The sequence below is a fragment of the Bacillus sp. NP157 genome, from assembly GCA_018889975.1.
Taxonomy (GTDB): Bacteria; Pseudomonadota; Gammaproteobacteria; order Xanthomonadales; family Rhodanobacteraceae; genus Luteibacter.
The window spans coordinates 2,298,835-2,316,427 of sequence record CP076546.1 but is presented as its reverse complement, the minus strand read 5'-3'; the positions used below and the strand labels follow the sequence as shown (position 1 = coordinate 2,316,427).

The window sequence follows — 17,593 nt, the reverse complement described above, 5'->3', positions numbered from 1 at the left end:
GGAGAGTTGCCCGAGAGGCCGAAGGGGCTCCCCTGCTAAGGGAGTATAGGGTCAAAAGCCTTATCGAGGGTTCGAATCCCTCACTCTCCGCCAGTCTTACAAAACAGCCCGCTCACGCGGGCTTTTTTGTGCGCGCTCTCGACGTGAACACCTGTGGGCATGCGCATTGATGGCGTCCCGGTCGGGCAGGGAGGTGACCATCGGCAGGCGCGGGGTGTATCCGCCAGAGAGACCATGTGCGTGTCAGTCCCGCATGCAGGCCCATCTGTGACTCCGCACAATTCCTGGAAGCCCATCGGCTGGTTCTTGTTCTGGCTCGTCGTCCTGAGCACCCCGGTCGACGTCTTGAGCGTCCATGCAGGGGTCACCCCGCCGATGCTCTCCCGCATGAACATGTGGTGCCCCGGCCTTGCGGCTCTCATCACCACGTTGCAGCTCCGCCTGCCGTTTGCCTCCCTTGGATGGCGGGTCCCGGTGCGCCGCTACTGGCTGGCGGGCTACTTCATTCCGTGGGTGTATGCCATCCCGGTTTACGTGCTTGTGTGGGTCTTCGTGCCCGGCGCATGGGACTGGGCGTCATACGTGGTCGCGCAGGCGGGGACGTACCACATTGCCACGCACCAGGACCTTTTCTCTGCACTATTCGGCGTTTCCTCGACCCTGACCTTCGGCTTTCTCTCCACCGTGATGTGGACGCTAGGAGAAGAGCTCGGCTGGCGCGGATTTCTCTCCCCTCGTCTTGCCGAACGGATCGGCGTGATCAGGGCAGGTCTCGTCGTCGGCCTCATCTGGGCGGTGTGGCACTACCCCGTCTTGCTGGGCGCCGACTACAACTCAGGCACGCCTCCGGTTTATGCGGTCAGCTGCTTTACCGTCATGGTCGTCAGCATGGGCGTGATCATGGCCTGGTTGCGCGAGGCATCCCCCAGCGTCTGGCCGTGCGTCGTCCTTCATGCCAGCCATAACATCCTGGTCCAGGGCGTGCTCGATGCGATGACCGCACGGGACGGCCACGCCGTGTTCGTGACCACGGAATTCGGCTGGGGGATGGCGCTGACCCAGGCAATGATGGCGGCTTACATCGTGTTGCAGGGGAGGAGGGGCGTGGGAATGATGCGGCCTGACAGAAGCGGCGTGGTGGCGTAGGCCCCCAGGCTGCTTTGTGCGTGCCTTCCTTGCACCGGATGGAAAAGCCCCCGTATTCTTGGGGGAGGGGCGCCCGTGATCGATGTCATTCAGATCGCCGTCGACAGGAACGGTCGCGGCCCGGTGTGCGCGTTTTATGGATCACATGGAGCATAGGATATGAATCGAGTTCTTTCCCGCCGCAAGGCGTTGGTTGCGTCTGCCGGTGCGGCGCTGTTGTTCTCTTCCTTCGGTACGCTGGCAGCGACCTGCGAGGAAACCTTCAAGTCCATCGGCGACCCTCGCAATGGCCTTGCCTTCCTCGCCGAGCGCACGATGCCGGGGCTCACCGTCGACAGCGCACTGGGCCAGATCCGCCAGTACGGCACGGACGAGAAGTTCACGGTCGGCGCCGACACGATGGACGGCAAGAATGGCCAGGTCTACCTGCTGCAGGATTCGAGCAACCCACCGGTGGTCGTGTCCTTCACCGCACGTGCCGACGGTACCGTCGGCCTCGCGACCAAGCTGGCACGCGGCCAGAAAATGGATGCGGAGGCCGGCAAGCAGTACATGTGCGGCATGCTCAACAAGCTGAAGACGGGCAAGGAAGGCGAGGCGATCGCCGCGCAGGCCCGCAGCCATTCCGACATGGGCCGCGTCACCGACACCACGGCGGTGGATCTGTCGCAGAGCCTCGGCAAGGAAACGCAGAAACTCAGTCGCGCGATGAATGGCGGGTCCTTCAAGGACCTGCTGCTCGGCACCCACACCAGTCCCGACCAGCTACGCGACCGCGATGCGATGTTCATGCCGTTGGTGGTGAAGTACACCGGTCGCAAGTACCGGATCGATGGCGAGGTCTACACCGCCTCGATCAACCCGTACAACGGCGTCGGCGAAGTCGCCTGGCTCGTGACCAAGACCCGCGGCCTGCTCGGCATCCGCCAGGATGACGACATGAACAACGGCCAGTTCACCGTGACGTGCGCCGTGGCGACCGACCAGAACCCGCTGGTCATGACGCTTCGCATCCACGACTTCGCCAAGCTCGAAGGCACCGTAGATCGGATCGACCTGTCTGGGATTCACCTCAAGGAATGCCGTCAGGCCAACTGACGGCGTTTTTTCCTGCGCGCAGACGAAAACACCGGCCAATGGCCGGTGACACGCTAAAGGGTGATCGCGATGCACCAATACTCTGTCCAATTTCGTATAGCTGGCGAGGGTTTGGTGCCAGATGAAATTTCCGACCTATTGGAACTTCGGCCAAATCAAACTCGTATTGCGGGCCAAAAGCGGGGTCAAAAGGGTATCTGGAGTGAGTCGCTTTGGTCTTACGATGGCGACGAAGACGAGAGTCAAAAGGAATGGTCATCCCTTGAAGACGGGTTGATGTTTCTTCTTGGCAAGTTGTGGTCGAAGAAGGATTTGATCCACAGTCTTGCTGAGACGTTTAAGGCTGTCTGGTGGTGTGGCCATTTTCAAACAAGTTTCGACGGTGGCCCCACCTTCTCAGCAAGCCTTCTCAGCAAGCTCGCCGAGTTCCGAGTGCCATTGTTCCTCGATAACTACTTTGTGGTGGATGAGGAAGCAGGCGGATGGTAGCGACCATGAACCTAGCTCATCAAATAACTGAGGCTTTCGCGACCAGGCAGATGCCGGAATGGGTCGCCGACACATCGCGCCCGCGCATTTCCGATAGGGAAGACGCTGAAAGCCTGAATCACTTCTCGCGAGAGCGGCTTGATTGGCCACTGTTACAGAAGCATGCGGATGCGCTATACGCCATGACGCCCGCGGCGTTCAGATACTATCTTCCCCGGTTCATGGTGATAGCTATGGAGCGCAGCGATATCACCCCGCTGTTCATATCACCGATTCTTCAAATGTTGGATTCCGGGCCAGATGAAACCTATTGGAGCGATTGCTTCAGGGACTTTTGGCTTGGTATGACCATTGCGGAATACGACGCTGTGAAGGGATGGCTCGTGTTTATGGCCTCATCCGACGATTTCGGTCTCGACGATGTTGTTTTGGCCAGGTGTTTTGACACGCTTGATTTGCTCTCTCGCGCGGGCGGCGTGGAGCAGCCAAAATGACGGCCACAAACGGAAAGGCACGGACAAACGCCTTGACGGTGACCGAGGTCCTTGACCGATACCGGGCCCATCTAGACTACTTGGGCATCGATCTTCTGGACGTTAACCAGCCCGGGGCTGTCGACGATTTTCCGTTGCATATCGCCTCAAGGTCGAGCGATCTCGCCCAAGTGGCTGCTCTCATCAATCTAGTTGCGAACATCAACGCGCGTGGGGATCTTGGATATACGCCGCTCCACTACACGGCGTTGGAAGGTCACTGGCAGATTGCTGAAATGCTTGTTGGCCACGGGGCAAAAACAGGCGAGAAGAACGAATTCGGCGAGACACCGGCGGACGTAGCGCGACTGTGTGGTCACTCCGGGTTCTTGGTTCGCCTGGAGGCGCTGCTGCGCAATCCCGGTGGCTGAAGCGGAAGTCGGTGCATCACAGAAGGAGCCGAACGACGACATGGCGATCAAGGCGGTTGCTCTCACTGCGGCATACTGGCCAATGAGCGAGCTCAGTCGGCTTTTCACTCCCAGGAACTTGGCACCGATCCCGTGAGGCGCGAGATGCTACCCACCATTGGCGACATCCGAAGAGCGGTGTCTCAAGATGATATGTACAGGCTGGTTGGACTCTATGAGCAGGTGTCTTTGGGGCCAGCCGTCACACCTGACGAATGTCTCGATCTGTTGATCGAGGCTATTTCCTTTCCTGAATTGCTTAACAAGAAGCACTTTGATGTGTTTCTTTCAAACGCGTTACATGAGGCCACAAGGTTTTCACCGACGCACATGCGGAAGTTATACTCGGCGATGGGCGAGGCCTTCCACTCAATAGTGACTCATGACGTGAGTTGGGTCGTGTCGGATTTTATCGCTACACGGTTTTCGGCAACGCTTTCTGCCAGGTTCTTTTCAGCCGTAGCGATGAATGCAACGAGGCAAGGGTTCGAAGGAATTGCGTTGGGCGTAGACGTGCTGCGTCGTCGCACGGACATCGCCGAAGCTGATCTCAGGGCACTCGAAAAGCTGTTAAGACGATGACCACCGACATCACCGATAGAATGTCCGATTACCGTGCCTCGCTGACGTCTCTCTGGAACGAGCAGTTCAGGCGACGGCTCCGTTCGCTTTATCACTGCGGTCCGCTTGACCAGTTTGAGCAGATTGACAAGCTCCTTTTCACCGGGCTGGTCCTGGAAGGGCATGCCCCACCGGGCGCGCGTGGCGACTGCAATGTCGCCATATCCGTCTCCGTCCCTGAAAATACCGAGTGCATGCCGGGTGCCCACGTTAATGGGTACTTTCAGTGGCTCGATACCAGGCCGATACCGTCCATCGTGCGAGAGGAGCTTGCATTTGAGGAGCTGTTTGACTTCGACCGCTATGGTGAACTCGAGCTGGAATTTGCCATGCGCAGAGTGAAACCGTTCGACGCCGGGGAGCTGGTTGCGACCCATATCCTTGTTCCGTATGTCGCGTGCAGGTTCAGCTTGGCGATGTCCTGACAACCCTACTCGTGTTCATCAGTGGCGCATTCGGAATGTATTTCTGGAAGGGATGCGTCACGAGAATCCGCCAGTTGCACCTGGTGTCCGGCTCGGAAAACTTAGGATCGCATCAATGATCGTTACGACCAGCCTCCGCCTGAAAAGTACGCGTCTGACCGTCGACGATGTCGAGTTGGCCCTGGGGCGTCGACCTAGTTTCCGTTGGGGTCCGGGCGATCACCGCTTTAGCTCTGACGGGAAACACATGGCGGGATTCCGGAAGGACTCGTTTGTGGTTTTCGACGTTTTCCAAGGCGGGAATGTCACGCCGGCGGACGCCTTGGAGAAAGCACTACATGAATTGTCCGGTCATCGCGACGTCTTGCGAGGATTTGCAGGCCTGAGCGACACCGCGGAGGTAGCCATCGATGTTGGCCCTGTCTTCGATGCGTGCGTAGCGTTTCCGCCAGCGCTGATCAGTGAGCTGGGTGCTCTCGGGCTCGGCCTGAGGCTCGAATGTCACGCGAAGGAAGTTTCTGACGTGGCAGCAAGCGACGCTCGCTCATTGAACATTGCCGCTACGAGATCATTCCTGCGTGCACTCGTGAACGCAGGACCTGCCTCTGATGTGGCGCTCGACGTTTGCGTGAAATATCGGGGAGGGCGATCCGTGTACGACGAATGGTCGCACTTCCTTGAGGGGGCTGTCGGAATCGACGGCCTGGCGGATCCGGGGTTCGGGTCTGGCCCGGTCTACTACTCGGACATCGACTGGCTTTGCGTCCCTGCGGTGTCACGGTGGCGGACGGATCCTTTGCGATACGCCAGCGGGTTCCGGGCACTTGTCGCGGGCTGCGCCGATGTCCCGGGGGTAGTCGTCAGCGGTAGTGCCGTTACGTTTTTTCCGGCCCCCGCCGTCGTAGCTGATTGATACGACGAAACGGGTACCGTCGCCATCGGGAAGGCATCCCCACGATAACCCCCGAGGAATTCCCCGACCCCAGAACGAAAAGAGGCCCGCTTTGAGGGCGGGCCTTTCATCGTCAAGCGACGTAACTACTTGAATATTGGTCGGGGAGACAGGATTCGAACCTGCGACTTCTACGTCCCGAACGTAGCGCTCTACCAGGCTGAGCTACACCCCGACGGGAGCCGCGTATATTAGCCATGACCGGGGCAGTTAGCAACAGGTCCGCGCAAATTTTTCACACGGGCCGCGCAGGGCCGTCCATGGCCATCTGTTACTCTATGGGGCTGCCGCATGGCGCCCCACGTACAGCCCGAAGAGGAATTGCATGGCACTCACCCCGGCCCGCACGATGCCTGGTGTCCTCGAGCTCCTGCCGCTCGATCAGATCGCCTTCCAGCGCATGCTGGACACCATCCGCCGTAACTACGAGCGGTTCGGTTTCCTGCCCATCGAAACGCCGGTGATCGAGCATAGCGACGTCCTGCTCACCAAGACCGGTGGCGAGACCGAGCGCCAGGTGTACTTCGTGCAATCCACCGGTGCGCTCAACGCCGCCGACAAGGATGCCGCGGGCGTACCCGAGCTGGCCCTGCGCTTCGACCTGACGGTGCCGCTCGCCCGCTACGTCGCCGAGCACGAGCACGACCTCAGCTTCCCGTTCCGCCGCTACCAGATGCAGCGCGTCTACCGCGGCGAACGCGCCCAGCGTGGCCGCTTCCGCGAGTTCTACCAGTGCGACATCGACGTGATCGGCAAGGATTCGTTGTCGGTCCGCTACGACGCCGAGATCCCGGCCGTCATCTACAGCGTGTTCCGCGAACTGAACATCGGCGCGTTCACCATCCAGCTCAATAACCGCAAGCTGATGCGCGGCTACTTCGAGAACCTGGGCGTGGCCGACGCGGAGCAGCAGATGCTCGTGCTGCGCGAGGTGGACAAGCTCGACAAGCGTGGCCCGCAGTACGTGCGCGATACCCTAACCGGCGAGGCCTTTGGCCTCACCGACGAGGTCGCCGGCAAGATCCTCGACTTCGTGCAGGTGCGTTCCACCTCGGTGGACGACGCGTTCGCGAAGCTCGATGCGCTGGGCTCCGGTTCGGAGACCTTCGAGCAGGGCAGGGCGGAGCTGAAGGAAGTGCTGGCGATGATCCGCGACTTCGGCGTGCCCGAGACGCACTTCGCGCTCAACCTGTCGATCGCGCGCGGCCTGGATTACTACACGGGCACCGTGTACGAAACCACGCTCAACGACCACCCGGGGATCGGCTCGATCTGCTCGGGCGGCCGCTACGAGAACCTCGCCGGCCAGTACACCAAGTCGCACCTGCCCGGCGTCGGTATCTCCATCGGCCTCACCCGTCTGTACTGGCAGCTGCGCGACGCGGGCCTGGTCTCGACCGCGCAGAGCACCGTGGACGTGCTGGTGACCCAGATGGATGCGGCACAGCTTCCGGCCTACCTCGCCGTGGCCAACGAGCTGCGCACCGCGGGCATCGCCACCGAGGTCGTCCTCGAAGGCGGCAAGCTCGGTAAGCAGTTCAAGTACGCCGACCGCGCCGGCATCCGCTTCGTGCTGGTGCTGGGCGAAGACGAAATCGCCAAGGGCGTGGTGACGGTGAAGGATCTTCGCCGCGAAGATCAGTTCGAAGTGTCGCGCGAAGACCTCGTCAAGACCCTTCGCGTTGAGCTTGCCCAGGCCGAAATCGGCCGCTGACGCTCTCTTTTACGGTAGTTCGCCATGACCAGCATTCTTCTCGACGGCCGCAGCCTCACCCGCGCGCAGGTCGCCGCCATCGCCCGCCAGGGCGCGTCCATCACGCTCGACGAAACGCAGCTGCTGAAGGTGAAGCGCGCCGCGGATTTCCTCGCCGAGAAGGTCGGCGGCGGTGAGCCGATCTATGGCGTGACCACCGGCTTCGGCAGCAATGCCGACAAGTTGCTCGGCGCGCATCGCGTGCGCGACGAGCTGCCGGGCGGCAACCCCGAGCCGCGCGACGGCACGCTGATGGAAGAGCTGCAGCACAACCTGATCATCACCCACGCCGTGTGCGTGGGTAAGCCGTTTGCCGTGGACGTGGTCCGCGCGATGCTCGCCATCCGCGTGAACACCCTGATGCGCGGTCACTCGGGCATTCGCGTCGAGACCCTGCGTGCGCTGGCCGAGCTGCTCAATCGCGGCGTGATCCCGGTCATCCCCGAGAAGGGCTCGGTGGGCGCGAGCGGCGACCTCGCGCCGCTGTCGCACCTGGCGATCGTGCTGCTCGGTGGTGGCGAAGCGTTCTACGAAGGTGAGCGCGTCACCGGTGCCGAGGCGCTGAAGCGTGCCGGCCTGGCGCCGATCCGCCTGTCCTTCAAGGAAGGCCTCGCGCTGAACAACGGCACGACGCAGATGCTTGCGACCGGCGTGCTCGCGCTGGATACGCTGGATACCCTGATCCGGACCGCCGACCTCGCGCTGGCGATGACGCTGGACGCCTTTGCCGGCCGCACCGGCGCCTACGCGCCCGAAGTGCATGCGCTACGTCCGCACCCGGGCCAGGTCGCCGCGGCCACCGAATTCCGCCGGCTGCTCGAGGGCTCCACCCTCGCCGATATCCCGTACCACATGGTGCCGCGCTTCCGTCCCTGGCTGTCCGATTCGTGGGCGGACCCGGCGGAACAGGCCTACCGTTTCGACATCGGCTGGGACTGGGTCCCGGCGACCCAGCGCCATGGCAAGGAAGCGTTCTATTCGCGCTTCCTCCCGTTCAAGGGCGGCAAGAAGCACCAGCCGCAGGATGCGTATTGCCTGCGCTGTGCACCGCAGGTGCATGGCGCCGTGCGCGACGCGTGGGACCAGGCGTGCCGCGTGTTCGACGTCGAACTCAACGCCGTGACGGACAACCCGCTGGTGTTCCCGGACGCCGAAGCGGCCGTGATCGAAGACCAGGTGATCTCGGCCGGCCACTTCCATGGCATGCCGCTGGCCCTGGCCATGAGCTACGTAAAGGCCGCCATCCCGGTGCTCGCGTCCATCTCGGAGCGCCGCACCGCCAAGCTGGTCGACCCGGCCAACAACGACGGCTTGCCGGCGTTCCTGATCGGTAACGAAGACGCGACCGACTCGGGTTTCATGATCGTGCAGTACACCGCTGCCGCGCTGGTCAACGACCTTGCCACGCGTGCGCACCCTGCCTCGGTGTATTCGGTGCCGACCAGCGCAAACGCGGAAGACCATGTGTCCATGGGCGCGAACGAAGCACGCCACGTGCTCGAGATGACCGAGGACCTGGGCCATGTGCTGGCCATGGAGCTGTACACCGCTGCGCAGGCCCTGGAATACCGCCAGGACATGCTCAACGCGGCACGTGCCCTCGCGCTGCGCGGCGATTGGGAAGCGCTGGCGTCGAAGATCGCCGGCGCCCCGCGTGCCGACTCGCCCCATTACCCGCGCTTCGAACAGGAAGTGCGGGCCCTGATGGGTGCGCTGGCCAGCGCCGAGGACTTCCACGGTGGCGTGGCCGTGCGCGAGGCCCTGGCCGCGCTGCGTGCGCATGTAGCCTTCATGCAGCGCGACCGTCCCATGGATGGTGACGTGCGTGCCGTGTGCGACCTGGTGGCATCGGGCCGCCTGGTCGCCGACCGCGCTTAAGGCGGCGGGCGAGGACAAAGGATGGTGTAGGTGGTCGCTGCCTTCGCAGCGGCTACCGACTCATCCAGTGGCTCCTTGACCTCGTCGGCCTCGTCGCCGTCGTCATCGTCCTCCACCTCGACGGCATCTTCGTCGATCTCCCAGTCGTCCACGACGCCTGCGCGTGCATTCGCCAGGTACTGGTAGAACTGCGCATCGTTCTGCAGACCCAGCTTGGCCATCGCCGACCGCTTCTGCCGGCTGATGGTCTTGATGCTGCGCGTCATCATGGCGCCGATTTCCATCAGCGTGTGCCCCTGCGCGTAAGCGCGTAGCACCTCGACCTCGCGTGGCGAGAGCCGGCGGGGAAACGGGCTGTGCGTCGCCTGGCAATCGGTGTCGTAGAACAGGCGACGGATGGCCGGGCTGAGGAAGGTGCGGCCCATGGTGGCGGAGTGCACCGCCAGCGGCATGTCACGCATGCTGCTCCGTTTGTCGAACAGCGACGCCACGCCCATGTCGAGCAGGCGACGCAGCAGGCCGCTGTTGGTCAGCGAAGTCATGACGACGATGCCGATGTCCGGCCGCACCGTGCGGATCTTGCGAATCATCGCGACCCCGTCGGGGTGCACGCCTTCGGGCAAGCAGAATTCAGTAATGACGACATCACATTCGGCCTCTTCCACGGCGTGGAGGAGGGTGTCGGTATCGTGGACGCGGGCTACCACGTCGTAACGATGTTTCTTAAGGACGGCTTCGACTCCGGCAATGACGACCGGTTGGTCGTCGGCGATGATCACTGAACTCAGCATGGGCTCGGCTCGCGTCTCCGTGGGAACAGCCTTCATCTTGGCGACCGTGCCGACGCCGGTATATGGAAGAAAGGCGCAATTTTCTGTAGTCGAATTCTGGGCGTGGTTGCCACGGTGTAGTTGCCGGCTTACAATGAACTATCGTATTAACGCGTTAGTACATTATGAAGCGTCGCTCCCTCGATCCCGACACCCCCTCCGATTCGGCTGAGACCAGTCTATGCGAGGCCCTGTCTAGCCTCTCAACGGTGGATGAGATGCGTGCGTTCCTGCACGACCTCTGCACTCCGGCCGAAATCGAGGTGATGGTGGACCGCTGGCGGGTGGTCCCGTACCTGCTCGAGGGCCGCTCCTATCGTGAGATCCACGAGCGCACCGCGGTCAGCATCACCACCATCGGGCGCGTCGCCCGTTACCTGAACCAGGGAGCAGGCGGCTACATGGCCGCGGCGGCCCGTCGTAACCGAGGTACCACGGCATGAAATCACGCGACCGCCTGCGCATCGCCATGCAGAAGTCCGGCCGGCTCACCGAGCCCGCCCAGGAATTGCTGGCGCGCTGTGGCCTCAAGTTCCGCCAGAGCCGCGACAAGCTGTTCTGCTTCGGCGAGGGCGAGCCGGTGGACCTGCTGCTGGTCCGCGACGACGACATCCCCGGCCTGATCGCCGACGGGGTGTGCGATCTCGGCATCGTCGGCCGCAACGTCCTGCGCGAATTCCAGCTCTCCAACCCGACGCCCGGCGCCGACCTCAGCGAGCTGCGTTCGCTTGGCTTTGGCAGCTGCCGCCTGTCCATCGCCGTGCCGCAGGAAGACGCCTACGAAGGCCCGTCGCAGCTGGAAGGGCAGAGCATCGCCACCTCGTATCCCGGCCTGCTCGGCGAGTGGCTGAGGGTGCACGGGGTCGACGCGAAAGTCGTCTACCTCGCAGGCTCCGTGGAGATCGCCCCGCGCCTCGGCACCGCCGACGCCATCTGCGACCTCGTCTCCAGTGGCGCCACCCTGGTGGCGAATCAGTTGCGCGAAGCCGCCATCGTGGTCGAGAGCGAAGCCGTGCTCGCCGGGCACCGCGAACTGCCGCGCGACGAGCGCGGTGAGATCGCCGAATTGCTGCTGCGCCGCCTCGACGGCGTGATCCAGGTCCGCGACTCGCGGCTGATCCTGATGCAGGCGCCGCGCGACGCGCTGCAGGCGATCACCCGGCTCCTGCCCGGCTTGCCCGTGCCCACGCTCACGGCGGTGGACGGCGAGCCCGACCAGGTGGTCCTGCAGGCCCTCTGCGCCGGCAGCGTGAGCTGGCGCCAGCTGGAAGACATGAAACGTGCGGGTGCCCGCGACATGCTGGTGCTGCCGGTGGAGAAGATGCTGGCATGAAGCGGATCGACTGGAACAGCCTCGACGAAGCGGGGCGAACGATCGCGCTGGCACGGCCCGCGCAGTCGCGCGAAGCCTCGCTGCGCAGCGGCGTCGAGGCGATCATCGCCGACGTGCGCACGCGTGGCGACACCGCCCTGCGCGAGCTCACCGCACGTTACGACGGCGCGACGCTCGACACCCTGCAGGTCAGCGAGCGCGAATTCGCCGAAGCGGAAGCGCGCCTTTCGCCGGAACTGAAGGCGGCGGTCCTCGAAGCGGCGGGTCGCATCGAACGCTTCCACCGCGCCGCGGCGCCCACCGAGGTCAGTGTCGAGACGGCCCCTGGCGTGCGCGTCGAACGCGTGCTCCGCCCGATCCGCCGGGTCGGCCTGTACGTGCCTGCCGGCGGCGCGCCACTGCCATCGACGGCGATCATGCTCGGCGTGCCCGCCGCGATCGCCGGCTGCCGCGAGGTGGTGTTGTCCACGCCGATCCAGGCCAACGGACGATGCGACGATGCCGTGCTGTTCGCGGCGAAGGCGACTGGCGTGCAGGCGGTGTTCAAGCTCGGCGGTGCGCAGGCGATCGCGGCGATGGCCTACGGCACCGACACCGTGCCTCCCTGCGACAAGCTGTTCGGCCCCGGCAATGCCTGGGTGACCGAAGCCAAGCTGCAGGTCAGCGGCGATCCGGAAGGCGCCGCGATCGACATGCCGGCGGGCCCTTCCGAAGTGCTGGTGATCGCCGACGCCGATGCCAATCCCCGTTTCATCGCCGCCGACCTGCTCTCGCAGGCCGAGCACGGCCCCGACTCCCAGGTGTTGCTGGTCAGTCCGTCCGCCGCGCTGCTGGACGCGGTCGAGATCGAAGTGGAACGCCAGCGCCGCGAATTGCCGCGCGCCGCGGTGGCTGCGCGAGCGCTTGCCGAAAGCCGTCTCGTGAAGGTCGGCGACCTCGACGAGGCGCTCGACGTCAGCAACCGTTACGCACCGGAGCACCTGATCATCCAGACCGCTGCGCCGCGCGAGCTGCTCGACGGCGTCGAATCGGCCGGCTCGGTCTTCCTCGGCGAGTGGACGCCCGAATCGCTCGGCGACTACTGCAGCGGTAGCAACCACGTGCTGCCGACCTACGGCTATGCGCGCAGCTACAGCGGCGTGTCGGTCGCCAGCTTCCAGAAGCAGGTGACCGTGCAGGAAGCGACGGCGGAGGGCCTGCGCGCGATCGGTCCCTGCGCCGCGACGCTGGCTGCCGCCGAACAACTCGACGCGCACCGGCTGGCGGTCACCCTGCGGCTCGACGCCATGGGAGCGCCGGCATGAGCGTCCTCGACCTTGCGCGCCCGGACATCCGTGCGATCACCCCGTATTCCAGCGCACGCATGGAAGCCTCCGGTGGCACCGTGCTGTTGAACGCCAACGAGTCGGCCCGGCCACCCAGCATCCCCGGCGGCGATGGCCTGAATCGCTACCCCGATCCGCAACCGACGGCGCTGGTCGAGGGGCTGGCCGAGCTTTACGACACCGCACCGGATCGCGTGCTGGTGACCCGCGGAAGCGACGAAGCCATCGACCTGCTGACGCGCGCGTTCTGCCGCGCCGGCCAGGATGCCGTGCTGGTCTCGCCGCCGACCTTTGGCATGTACGCCGTCTGCGCGCGGATCCAGGGTGCGGCGGTGATCGAGGCCCCGCTGGAGGCCGACGGTTCGCTCGACGCCGACAAGCTGCTCGCCGCGGTGACCCCTGAAACCAGGCTCGTGTACGTGTGTTCGCCGAACAACCCGACCGGCAACCTCGTCACCCTCGACACGCTGGAATCGCTCGCCGCGGCCTTGCAGGACAGGGCGCTGCTGATCGTCGACGAGGCCTATGCCGAGTTCGCTGGCACGCCAAGCGCCACGCGGCTGATCGACCAATACGACAATGTGGGCGTGCTGCGCACCCTGTCGAAGGCATGGTCGCTCGCCGGTGCACGCGTGGGCAGCCTGGTCGCGCGGCCCGAAGTCATTGGCCTGCTGCGCCGGATCATCCCGCCTTATCCGCTGCCGTCGCCCTGCGTGGACGCGGCGCTGGCGGCGCTGGCGTACGAAGGTCGCCGGGTACAACGCCACCACGTGCACGAGCTGTTGAACGAACGTGCGCGGATGTCAGGCGCGCTGGCGCAGTTGCCGGGCGTGCGTGAGGTGTTGCCGTCGCATGCGAACTTCCTCGCCGTGCGTTTCGACGACGCGGGGGCGGCGTACAAGCGCCTGCTCGCCGCTGGCGTCGTCGTTCGCGACATCACGAAATATCCCGGACTAGGTGACGCGCTGCGCATCACCATCGGCACCGGGAACGAAAACGACCGCGTGCTTGCGGTGCTGCGCAGCGGGGCAACGGCATGAGTCGCAAGATCCTTTTCGTCGACCGTGACGGGTGCATCATCGAGGAACCGGCCGACCAGCAGGTCGATAGCTTCGAAAAGCTTGCCCTGGTGCCGGGCGTGATCGCCGCCCTGCAGCGTTTCGTCGGCGCGGGATACGAGCTGGTGCTGGTCAGCAACCAGGATGGGCTGGGTACGTCGTCCTTCCCCGAGGCCGCCTTCAACGGTCCGCACAACCTGTTGCTACAGATCCTCGCGTCGCAGGGCATCCGCTTCCGCGAGCAGTTGATCGACCGCAGCTTTCCGCATGAAGAGGCCGACACCCGCAAGCCGCGCACCGGCCTGGCCCGGCACTGGCTGGCAGACGATAGCTGGAGCCGCACGCAGTCGGCGATGGTCGGCGACCGCGAAACCGACATCGTGTTCGCCGCGAACATCGGCGTGCGTGGCTTCCGCGTCGGCCCCGAGGGCATCGACTGGGCGACGGTGGCGCACGAGGTGCTCGACGCCCCGCGCATTGCCGAGGTGGTTCGCAAGACGAAGGAGACCGCCATCACCGTGCGGGTCGACCTGGATCGCGTCGCCGAGCCCGCGGTGCACACCGGCCTGGGTTTCTTCGACCACATGCTCGAGCAGATCGGCAAGCACGGCGGTTTCGCGCTGAGCCTGCGCTGCGATGGCGACACCCACATCGACGAACACCACACCATCGAAGATTGCGCCCTCGCGCTTGGCCAGGCCCTGCGCCAGGCACTCGGCGACAAACGCGGCATCGGCCGTTACGGCTTCGCGTTGCCGATGGACGAGAGTGCGGCCCGTGCGGAGCTCGATCTCTCCGGCCGGCCGTATTTCGTCTTCGACGGGGAGTTTCCGCGCGAGCGCGTGGGCGACGTGCCGACCGAACTCGTGCCGCACTTCTTCCGTTCGTTGTGCGAGACGCTGGGCGCGAACCTGCACCTGACCGTGCACGGGGAAAACGCGCACCACATGGTCGAAGGATGCTTCAAGGTGGTCGCGCGCACGCTGCGCCAGGCGGTCCGCCGCGAAGGGGCCGAGTTGCCCAGCACCAAGGGTAGCCTCTGATGCGCGTCGTCCTCGTCGATGCCGGCGGCACCAACATCGGCTCCGTCCGCTACGCCCTGCAACGGCTGGGCACCGATGCCGAACTCACGGCAGACCCGGTGCGGATCCGTGCGGCCAGCCACGTGATCCTGCCCGGCGTCGGCGCCGCCGGCCCGGGCATGCGCCGCCTGCGCGAAGCCGGCCTGGTCGAGGTGTTGCGCGGCCTCACGCAGCCGGTGCTCGGCGTGTGCCTCGGTATGCAGTTGCTGTGCGAGCGCTCGGAAGAGGGCGACACCGAATGCCTCGGCGTGGTCCCTGCCAGCGTGCGCCACCTGCCGGATACCCCTGGCCTGCGCGTACCGCACATGGGCTGGAACACGCTGCACGCCACCGGCGCGCATTGCCTCACCGCCGGCTTGCGCGAAGGCGACACCGCGTACTTCGTGCACAGCTACGCCGTACCGGTCGGTGACTACACGCTGGTTTCCAGCGAGCACGGCGTGCCGTTCTCCGCCGTGGTCACGGCCGGCAACTTCATGGGCATGCAATTCCACCCCGAGCGATCGGCCAGCGTGGGCGCCCAGCTACTTCGGAACTTCCTCCTGCTATGACGCTACCGATCCCCGCTATCGACCTGCGCGACGGCAAGGTCGTCCGGCTGTTCAAGGGCGACTACGAACAGCAGACCACGTTTGCCTACGATCCCGTGGAACTCGCCGCGGTATACGCAGGCGACGGTGCCACGTGGCTGCACGTGGTCGACCTCGACGGCGCGCGTTCCGGTCGCTTTGAAAACCTGCCGACCGTGCAGGCGATCGCCGCGGGCGCATCGTTGCGCGTCCAGGCCGGTGGCGGCATCCGCGACGAAGACGGCGTACGCCGGTTGCTCGACGCGGGTGTCGAGCGTGTCGTGGTCGGCAGTATCGCGATCCGCGATCCGGACGCGGTCGCCGCGTGGATCGGGCGCCATGGTGCGGAACGCATCGTGCTGGCGCTGGATGCACGCTTCCGCGACGGCCAGTGGCAACTGCCGAGTGCCGGCTGGACAGCGGACGAAGGGCGCACGCTGGACGAGCTGCTGCCGTTCTATGCCGATGCCGGCGCGCGCCATTTGCTGTGCACCGATATCGACCGCGACGGCACGATGACCGGGCCGAACACGGCGCTGTATCGACACATCGCGAGCGTGGCCCCGACCTTCGCCGTGCAGGCATCCGGTGGCGTGCGTTCGCTCGCCGACATCGCCGGGCTGGCCTTGCAGGGCGTGGCGGGGGTGATCCTCGGCCGTTCGCTTTTGCAGGGCGAGTACAGCATGGCCGACGCCGTGGCGGTGACGGCGAAGGCGGACGCATCATGCTGAGCCGGCGGATCATTCCCTGCCTCGATGTACGCGACGGCCAGGTGGTGAAGGGTGTGCGCTTCCGCGACCACGTCGTGGTCGGCGAGATCGTCGAGCTGGCCCTGCGTTATCGCGATGAAGGCGCGGACGAGCTGGTGTTCTACGACATTACCGCGAGCCCCGAAGGCCGCCGCGTCGACCGCGATTGGGTTGAGCGCGTGGCGCGCGAGATCGATATTCCGTTCTGCGTGGCCGGCGGCATCCGTTCCGTCGACGATGCGCGCGAGGTCTTGCATGCCGGCGCCGACAAGGTCTCGATCAATTCACCGGCACTCGAACGCCCGGCCCTGGTCGGCGAGATCGCCGATGCGTTCGGCGTGCAGTGCGTGGTGGTCGGCGTGGATAGCCTGCGCGACGACGACGGCGAATGGCGCGTGCGTCAGTACACCGGCGATCCCTCGCGGACGCAGGCGCTGCGCAAACGCACGCTCGACTGGATCGAAGAAGTGCAGGCGCTCGGCGCGGGCGAGATCGTGTTGAACTGCATGGGCACCGACGGCGTGCGCCGTGGCTACGACCTCGGGCAGATGGCGGCGGCGCGCGCGGTCTGCCGCGTGCCGTTGGTGGCCTCGGGTGGCGCGGGCATCCCGGCGCACTTCTATGAGGTGTTCCGCGATGCCGATGCCGACGCGGCACTCGCCGCCAGTGTTTTCCATTCCGGCGATATCGCCATTCCGGCCCTGAAGCGCGAACTGCGCGCGCAAGGCATCGAGGTACGCGTATGACTCCCGACTTCGGCAAGGGCGATGGCCTGGTGCCCGCCATCGTCCAGCACGCACGCACGGGTGAAGTGCTGATGCTTGGCTACATGGATGCGGCCGCGCTCGCAAAGACCCAGGACACCGCGCTGGTGACCTTCTTCAGCCGCAGCAAGCAACGGCTGTGGACGAAGGGCGAGACCTCGGGCGATACGCTGGCACTGGTCGACATCCGGCTCGACTGCGACGCGGACACCTTGCTGGTGCGCGCGCTGCCGGCAGGGCCGACCTGTCACACGGGGACGTCCAGTTGCTTCGGCGACGACGTCGCGCCATCGCTGGGCTTTCTTGCGGAACTGGATGCGCTGGTCGCATCGCGTCATGCCGAACGCCCTGAGGGCAGCTACACGACGTCGTTGTTCGAAGGCGGCATCCGGCGGATGGCGCAGAAGGTGGGCGAGGAGGGCGTGGAAACCGCCCTCGCTGCCGTCGCCGAAGACGACGACGCGCTGGTCGGCGAAGCCGCCGACCTGGTCTTTCACCTGATGGTGGTGTTGCGTGCGCGCGGGATCGGGTTTGCGCAGGTGGCGACGAAGCTGGCTTCGCGCCACCGCTAACCCTAA

19 protein-coding genes and 2 tRNA genes are annotated in these 17,593 nt (G+C 64.9%); 19 read left to right on the top strand and 2 right to left on the bottom strand.

Annotated features, from left to right (window positions below):
• The 8 genes from KPL74_10655 to KPL74_10620 all read left to right on the top strand — a co-directional run bounded on the left by KPL74_10655 (nucleotide 1) and on the right by KPL74_10620 (nucleotide 4,722).
• Nucleotides 1-93: transfer RNA gene (locus tag KPL74_10655), tRNA-Ser, on the top strand.
• Between the two features lie 213 nt (nucleotides 94-306).
• Nucleotides 307-1,146, top strand: a complete 840-nt coding sequence (locus KPL74_10650) for a CPBP family intramembrane metalloprotease (protein QWT22434.1) — start codon at nucleotides 307-309, stop codon at nucleotides 1,144-1,146.
• 159 nt (nucleotides 1,147-1,305) lie between these two features.
• Nucleotides 1,306-2,244 carry a hypothetical protein gene (locus KPL74_10645; protein QWT22433.1) on the top strand — a complete coding sequence of 313 codons (939 nt, stop codon included), beginning with the start codon at nucleotides 1,306-1,308 and terminating at the stop codon, nucleotides 2,242-2,244.
• Between the two features lie 114 nt (nucleotides 2,245-2,358).
• Entirely contained in the window at nucleotides 2,359-2,733 is a 375-nt protein-coding gene (locus KPL74_10640; protein QWT22432.1) for a DUF4279 domain-containing protein, read from the top strand.
• Nucleotides 2,734-2,738: 5 nt separating this feature from the next.
• Nucleotides 2,739-3,227: a hypothetical protein gene (locus tag KPL74_10635; protein QWT22431.1), complete on the top strand. Its 489-nt coding sequence runs from the start codon at nucleotides 2,739-2,741 to the stop codon at nucleotides 3,225-3,227.
• Between the two features lie 32 nt (nucleotides 3,228-3,259).
• Nucleotides 3,260-3,637 (top strand): ankyrin repeat domain-containing protein, encoded by a 378-nt coding sequence (locus KPL74_10630; GenBank protein ID QWT22430.1) that lies wholly within the window; start codon nucleotides 3,260-3,262, stop codon nucleotides 3,635-3,637.
• Nucleotides 3,638-3,781: 144 nt separating this feature from the next.
• Nucleotides 3,782-4,258 carry a hypothetical protein gene (locus KPL74_10625; protein QWT22429.1) on the top strand — a complete coding sequence of 159 codons (477 nt, stop codon included), beginning with the start codon at nucleotides 3,782-3,784 and terminating at the stop codon, nucleotides 4,256-4,258.
• A complete protein-coding gene (locus tag KPL74_10620) occupies nucleotides 4,255-4,722 on the top strand; it encodes a hypothetical protein (GenBank protein QWT22428.1) in 468 nt (155 codons plus the stop codon). The genes KPL74_10625 and KPL74_10620 overlap by 4 nt, the downstream gene beginning before the upstream one ends.
• Before the next feature lie 1,050 nt (nucleotides 4,723-5,772).
• On the opposite strand, the gene KPL74_10615 is transcribed toward KPL74_10620, so the two are convergent.
• Nucleotides 5,773-5,849, bottom strand: a tRNA-Pro gene (locus KPL74_10615).
• 150 nt (nucleotides 5,850-5,999) lie between these two features.
• Between KPL74_10615 and hisS the strand changes: the two genes are divergently transcribed.
• Nucleotides 6,000-7,388, top strand: a complete 1,389-nt coding sequence (gene hisS / locus KPL74_10610) for a histidine--tRNA ligase (GenBank protein QWT22427.1) — start codon at nucleotides 6,000-6,002, stop codon at nucleotides 7,386-7,388.
• A gap of 24 nt (nucleotides 7,389-7,412) precedes the next feature.
• Nucleotides 7,413-9,305 carry an aromatic amino acid lyase gene (locus tag KPL74_10605; GenBank protein QWT22426.1) on the top strand — a complete coding sequence of 631 codons (1,893 nt, stop codon included), beginning with the start codon at nucleotides 7,413-7,415 and terminating at the stop codon, nucleotides 9,303-9,305.
• On the opposite strand, the gene KPL74_10600 is transcribed toward KPL74_10605, so the two are convergent.
• Nucleotides 9,302-10,096 (bottom strand): response regulator, encoded by a 795-nt coding sequence (locus KPL74_10600; protein ID QWT22425.1) that lies wholly within the window; start codon nucleotides 10,094-10,096, stop codon nucleotides 9,302-9,304. The two genes, KPL74_10605 and KPL74_10600, sit on opposite strands and share 4 nt — an antisense overlap.
• A 248-nt stretch (nucleotides 10,097-10,344) precedes the next feature.
• Between KPL74_10600 and KPL74_10595 the strand changes: the two genes are divergently transcribed.
• The 9 genes from KPL74_10595 to KPL74_10555 are packed head-to-tail and all read left to right on the top strand — an operon-like array spanning nucleotide 10,345 to nucleotide 17,587.
• Entirely contained in the window at nucleotides 10,345-10,578 is a 234-nt protein-coding gene (locus tag KPL74_10595) for a trp operon repressor (GenBank protein ID QWT22424.1), read from the top strand.
• Complete coding sequence (locus KPL74_10590) at nucleotides 10,575-11,468, top strand: ATP phosphoribosyltransferase (protein ID QWT22423.1); 894 nt, start codon at nucleotides 10,575-10,577, stop codon at nucleotides 11,466-11,468. The genes KPL74_10595 and KPL74_10590 overlap by 4 nt, the downstream gene beginning before the upstream one ends.
• A complete protein-coding gene (gene hisD, locus KPL74_10585) occupies nucleotides 11,465-12,772 on the top strand; it encodes a histidinol dehydrogenase (protein ID QWT22422.1) in 1,308 nt (435 codons plus the stop codon). Before KPL74_10590 ends, hisD begins: the two co-directional genes overlap by 4 nt.
• Entirely contained in the window at nucleotides 12,769-13,833 is a 1,065-nt protein-coding gene (hisC, locus tag KPL74_10580; protein QWT22421.1) for a histidinol-phosphate transaminase, read from the top strand. Before hisD ends, hisC begins: the two co-directional genes overlap by 4 nt.
• Nucleotides 13,830-14,894: a bifunctional histidinol-phosphatase/imidazoleglycerol-phosphate dehydratase HisB gene (gene hisB / locus KPL74_10575; protein ID QWT22420.1), complete on the top strand. Its 1,065-nt coding sequence runs from the start codon at nucleotides 13,830-13,832 to the stop codon at nucleotides 14,892-14,894. The genes hisC and hisB overlap by 4 nt, the downstream gene beginning before the upstream one ends.
• Complete coding sequence (gene hisH / locus KPL74_10570) at nucleotides 14,894-15,484, top strand: imidazole glycerol phosphate synthase subunit HisH (protein QWT22419.1); 591 nt, start codon at nucleotides 14,894-14,896, stop codon at nucleotides 15,482-15,484. Before hisB ends, hisH begins: the two co-directional genes overlap by 1 nt.
• A complete protein-coding gene (locus tag KPL74_10565) occupies nucleotides 15,481-16,233 on the top strand; it encodes a 1-(5-phosphoribosyl)-5-[(5-phosphoribosylamino)methylideneamino] imidazole-4-carboxamide isomerase (GenBank protein ID QWT22418.1) in 753 nt (250 codons plus the stop codon). The genes hisH and KPL74_10565 overlap by 4 nt, the downstream gene beginning before the upstream one ends.
• Nucleotides 16,227-16,997, top strand: a complete 771-nt coding sequence (hisF, locus tag KPL74_10560) for an imidazole glycerol phosphate synthase subunit HisF (GenBank protein QWT22417.1) — start codon at nucleotides 16,227-16,229, stop codon at nucleotides 16,995-16,997. The genes KPL74_10565 and hisF overlap by 7 nt, the downstream gene beginning before the upstream one ends.
• On the top strand, nucleotides 16,994-17,587 hold the full coding sequence (locus tag KPL74_10555; protein QWT22416.1) for a bifunctional phosphoribosyl-AMP cyclohydrolase/phosphoribosyl-ATP diphosphatase HisIE: 594 nt from the start codon (nucleotides 16,994-16,996) through the stop codon (nucleotides 17,585-17,587). The genes hisF and KPL74_10555 overlap by 4 nt, the downstream gene beginning before the upstream one ends.
• The last annotated feature ends 6 nt before the right edge of the window (nucleotides 17,588-17,593 follow it).

Coding starts and splice junctions, on each gene's coding strand:
- KPL74_10555 (QWT22416.1), top strand. CDS start 16,994: ATGACTCCCGACTTCGGCAAGGGCGATGGCCTGGTGCCCGCCATCGTC.
- hisS (QWT22427.1), top strand. CDS start 6,000: ATGGCACTCACCCCGGCCCGCACGATGCCTGGTGTCCTCGAGCTCCTG.
- hisC (QWT22421.1), top strand. CDS start 12,769: ATGAGCGTCCTCGACCTTGCGCGCCCGGACATCCGTGCGATCACCCCG.
- hisF (QWT22417.1), top strand. CDS start 16,227: ATGCTGAGCCGGCGGATCATTCCCTGCCTCGATGTACGCGACGGCCAG.
- KPL74_10635 (QWT22431.1), top strand. CDS start 2,739: ATGAACCTAGCTCATCAAATAACTGAGGCTTTCGCGACCAGGCAGATG.
- hisD (QWT22422.1), top strand. CDS start 11,465: ATGAAGCGGATCGACTGGAACAGCCTCGACGAAGCGGGGCGAACGATC.
- hisH (QWT22419.1), top strand. CDS start 14,894: ATGCGCGTCGTCCTCGTCGATGCCGGCGGCACCAACATCGGCTCCGTC.
- KPL74_10590 (QWT22423.1), top strand. CDS start 10,575: ATGAAATCACGCGACCGCCTGCGCATCGCCATGCAGAAGTCCGGCCGG.
- KPL74_10625 (QWT22429.1), top strand. CDS start 3,782: ATGCTACCCACCATTGGCGACATCCGAAGAGCGGTGTCTCAAGATGAT.
- KPL74_10645 (QWT22433.1), top strand. CDS start 1,306: ATGAATCGAGTTCTTTCCCGCCGCAAGGCGTTGGTTGCGTCTGCCGGT.
- KPL74_10605 (QWT22426.1), top strand. CDS start 7,413: ATGACCAGCATTCTTCTCGACGGCCGCAGCCTCACCCGCGCGCAGGTC.
- KPL74_10565 (QWT22418.1), top strand. CDS start 15,481: ATGACGCTACCGATCCCCGCTATCGACCTGCGCGACGGCAAGGTCGTC.
- hisB (QWT22420.1), top strand. CDS start 13,830: ATGAGTCGCAAGATCCTTTTCGTCGACCGTGACGGGTGCATCATCGAG.
- KPL74_10600 (QWT22425.1), bottom strand. CDS start 10,096: ATGCTGAGTTCAGTGATCATCGCCGACGACCAACCGGTCGTCATTGCC.
- KPL74_10620 (QWT22428.1), top strand. CDS start 4,255: ATGACCACCGACATCACCGATAGAATGTCCGATTACCGTGCCTCGCTG.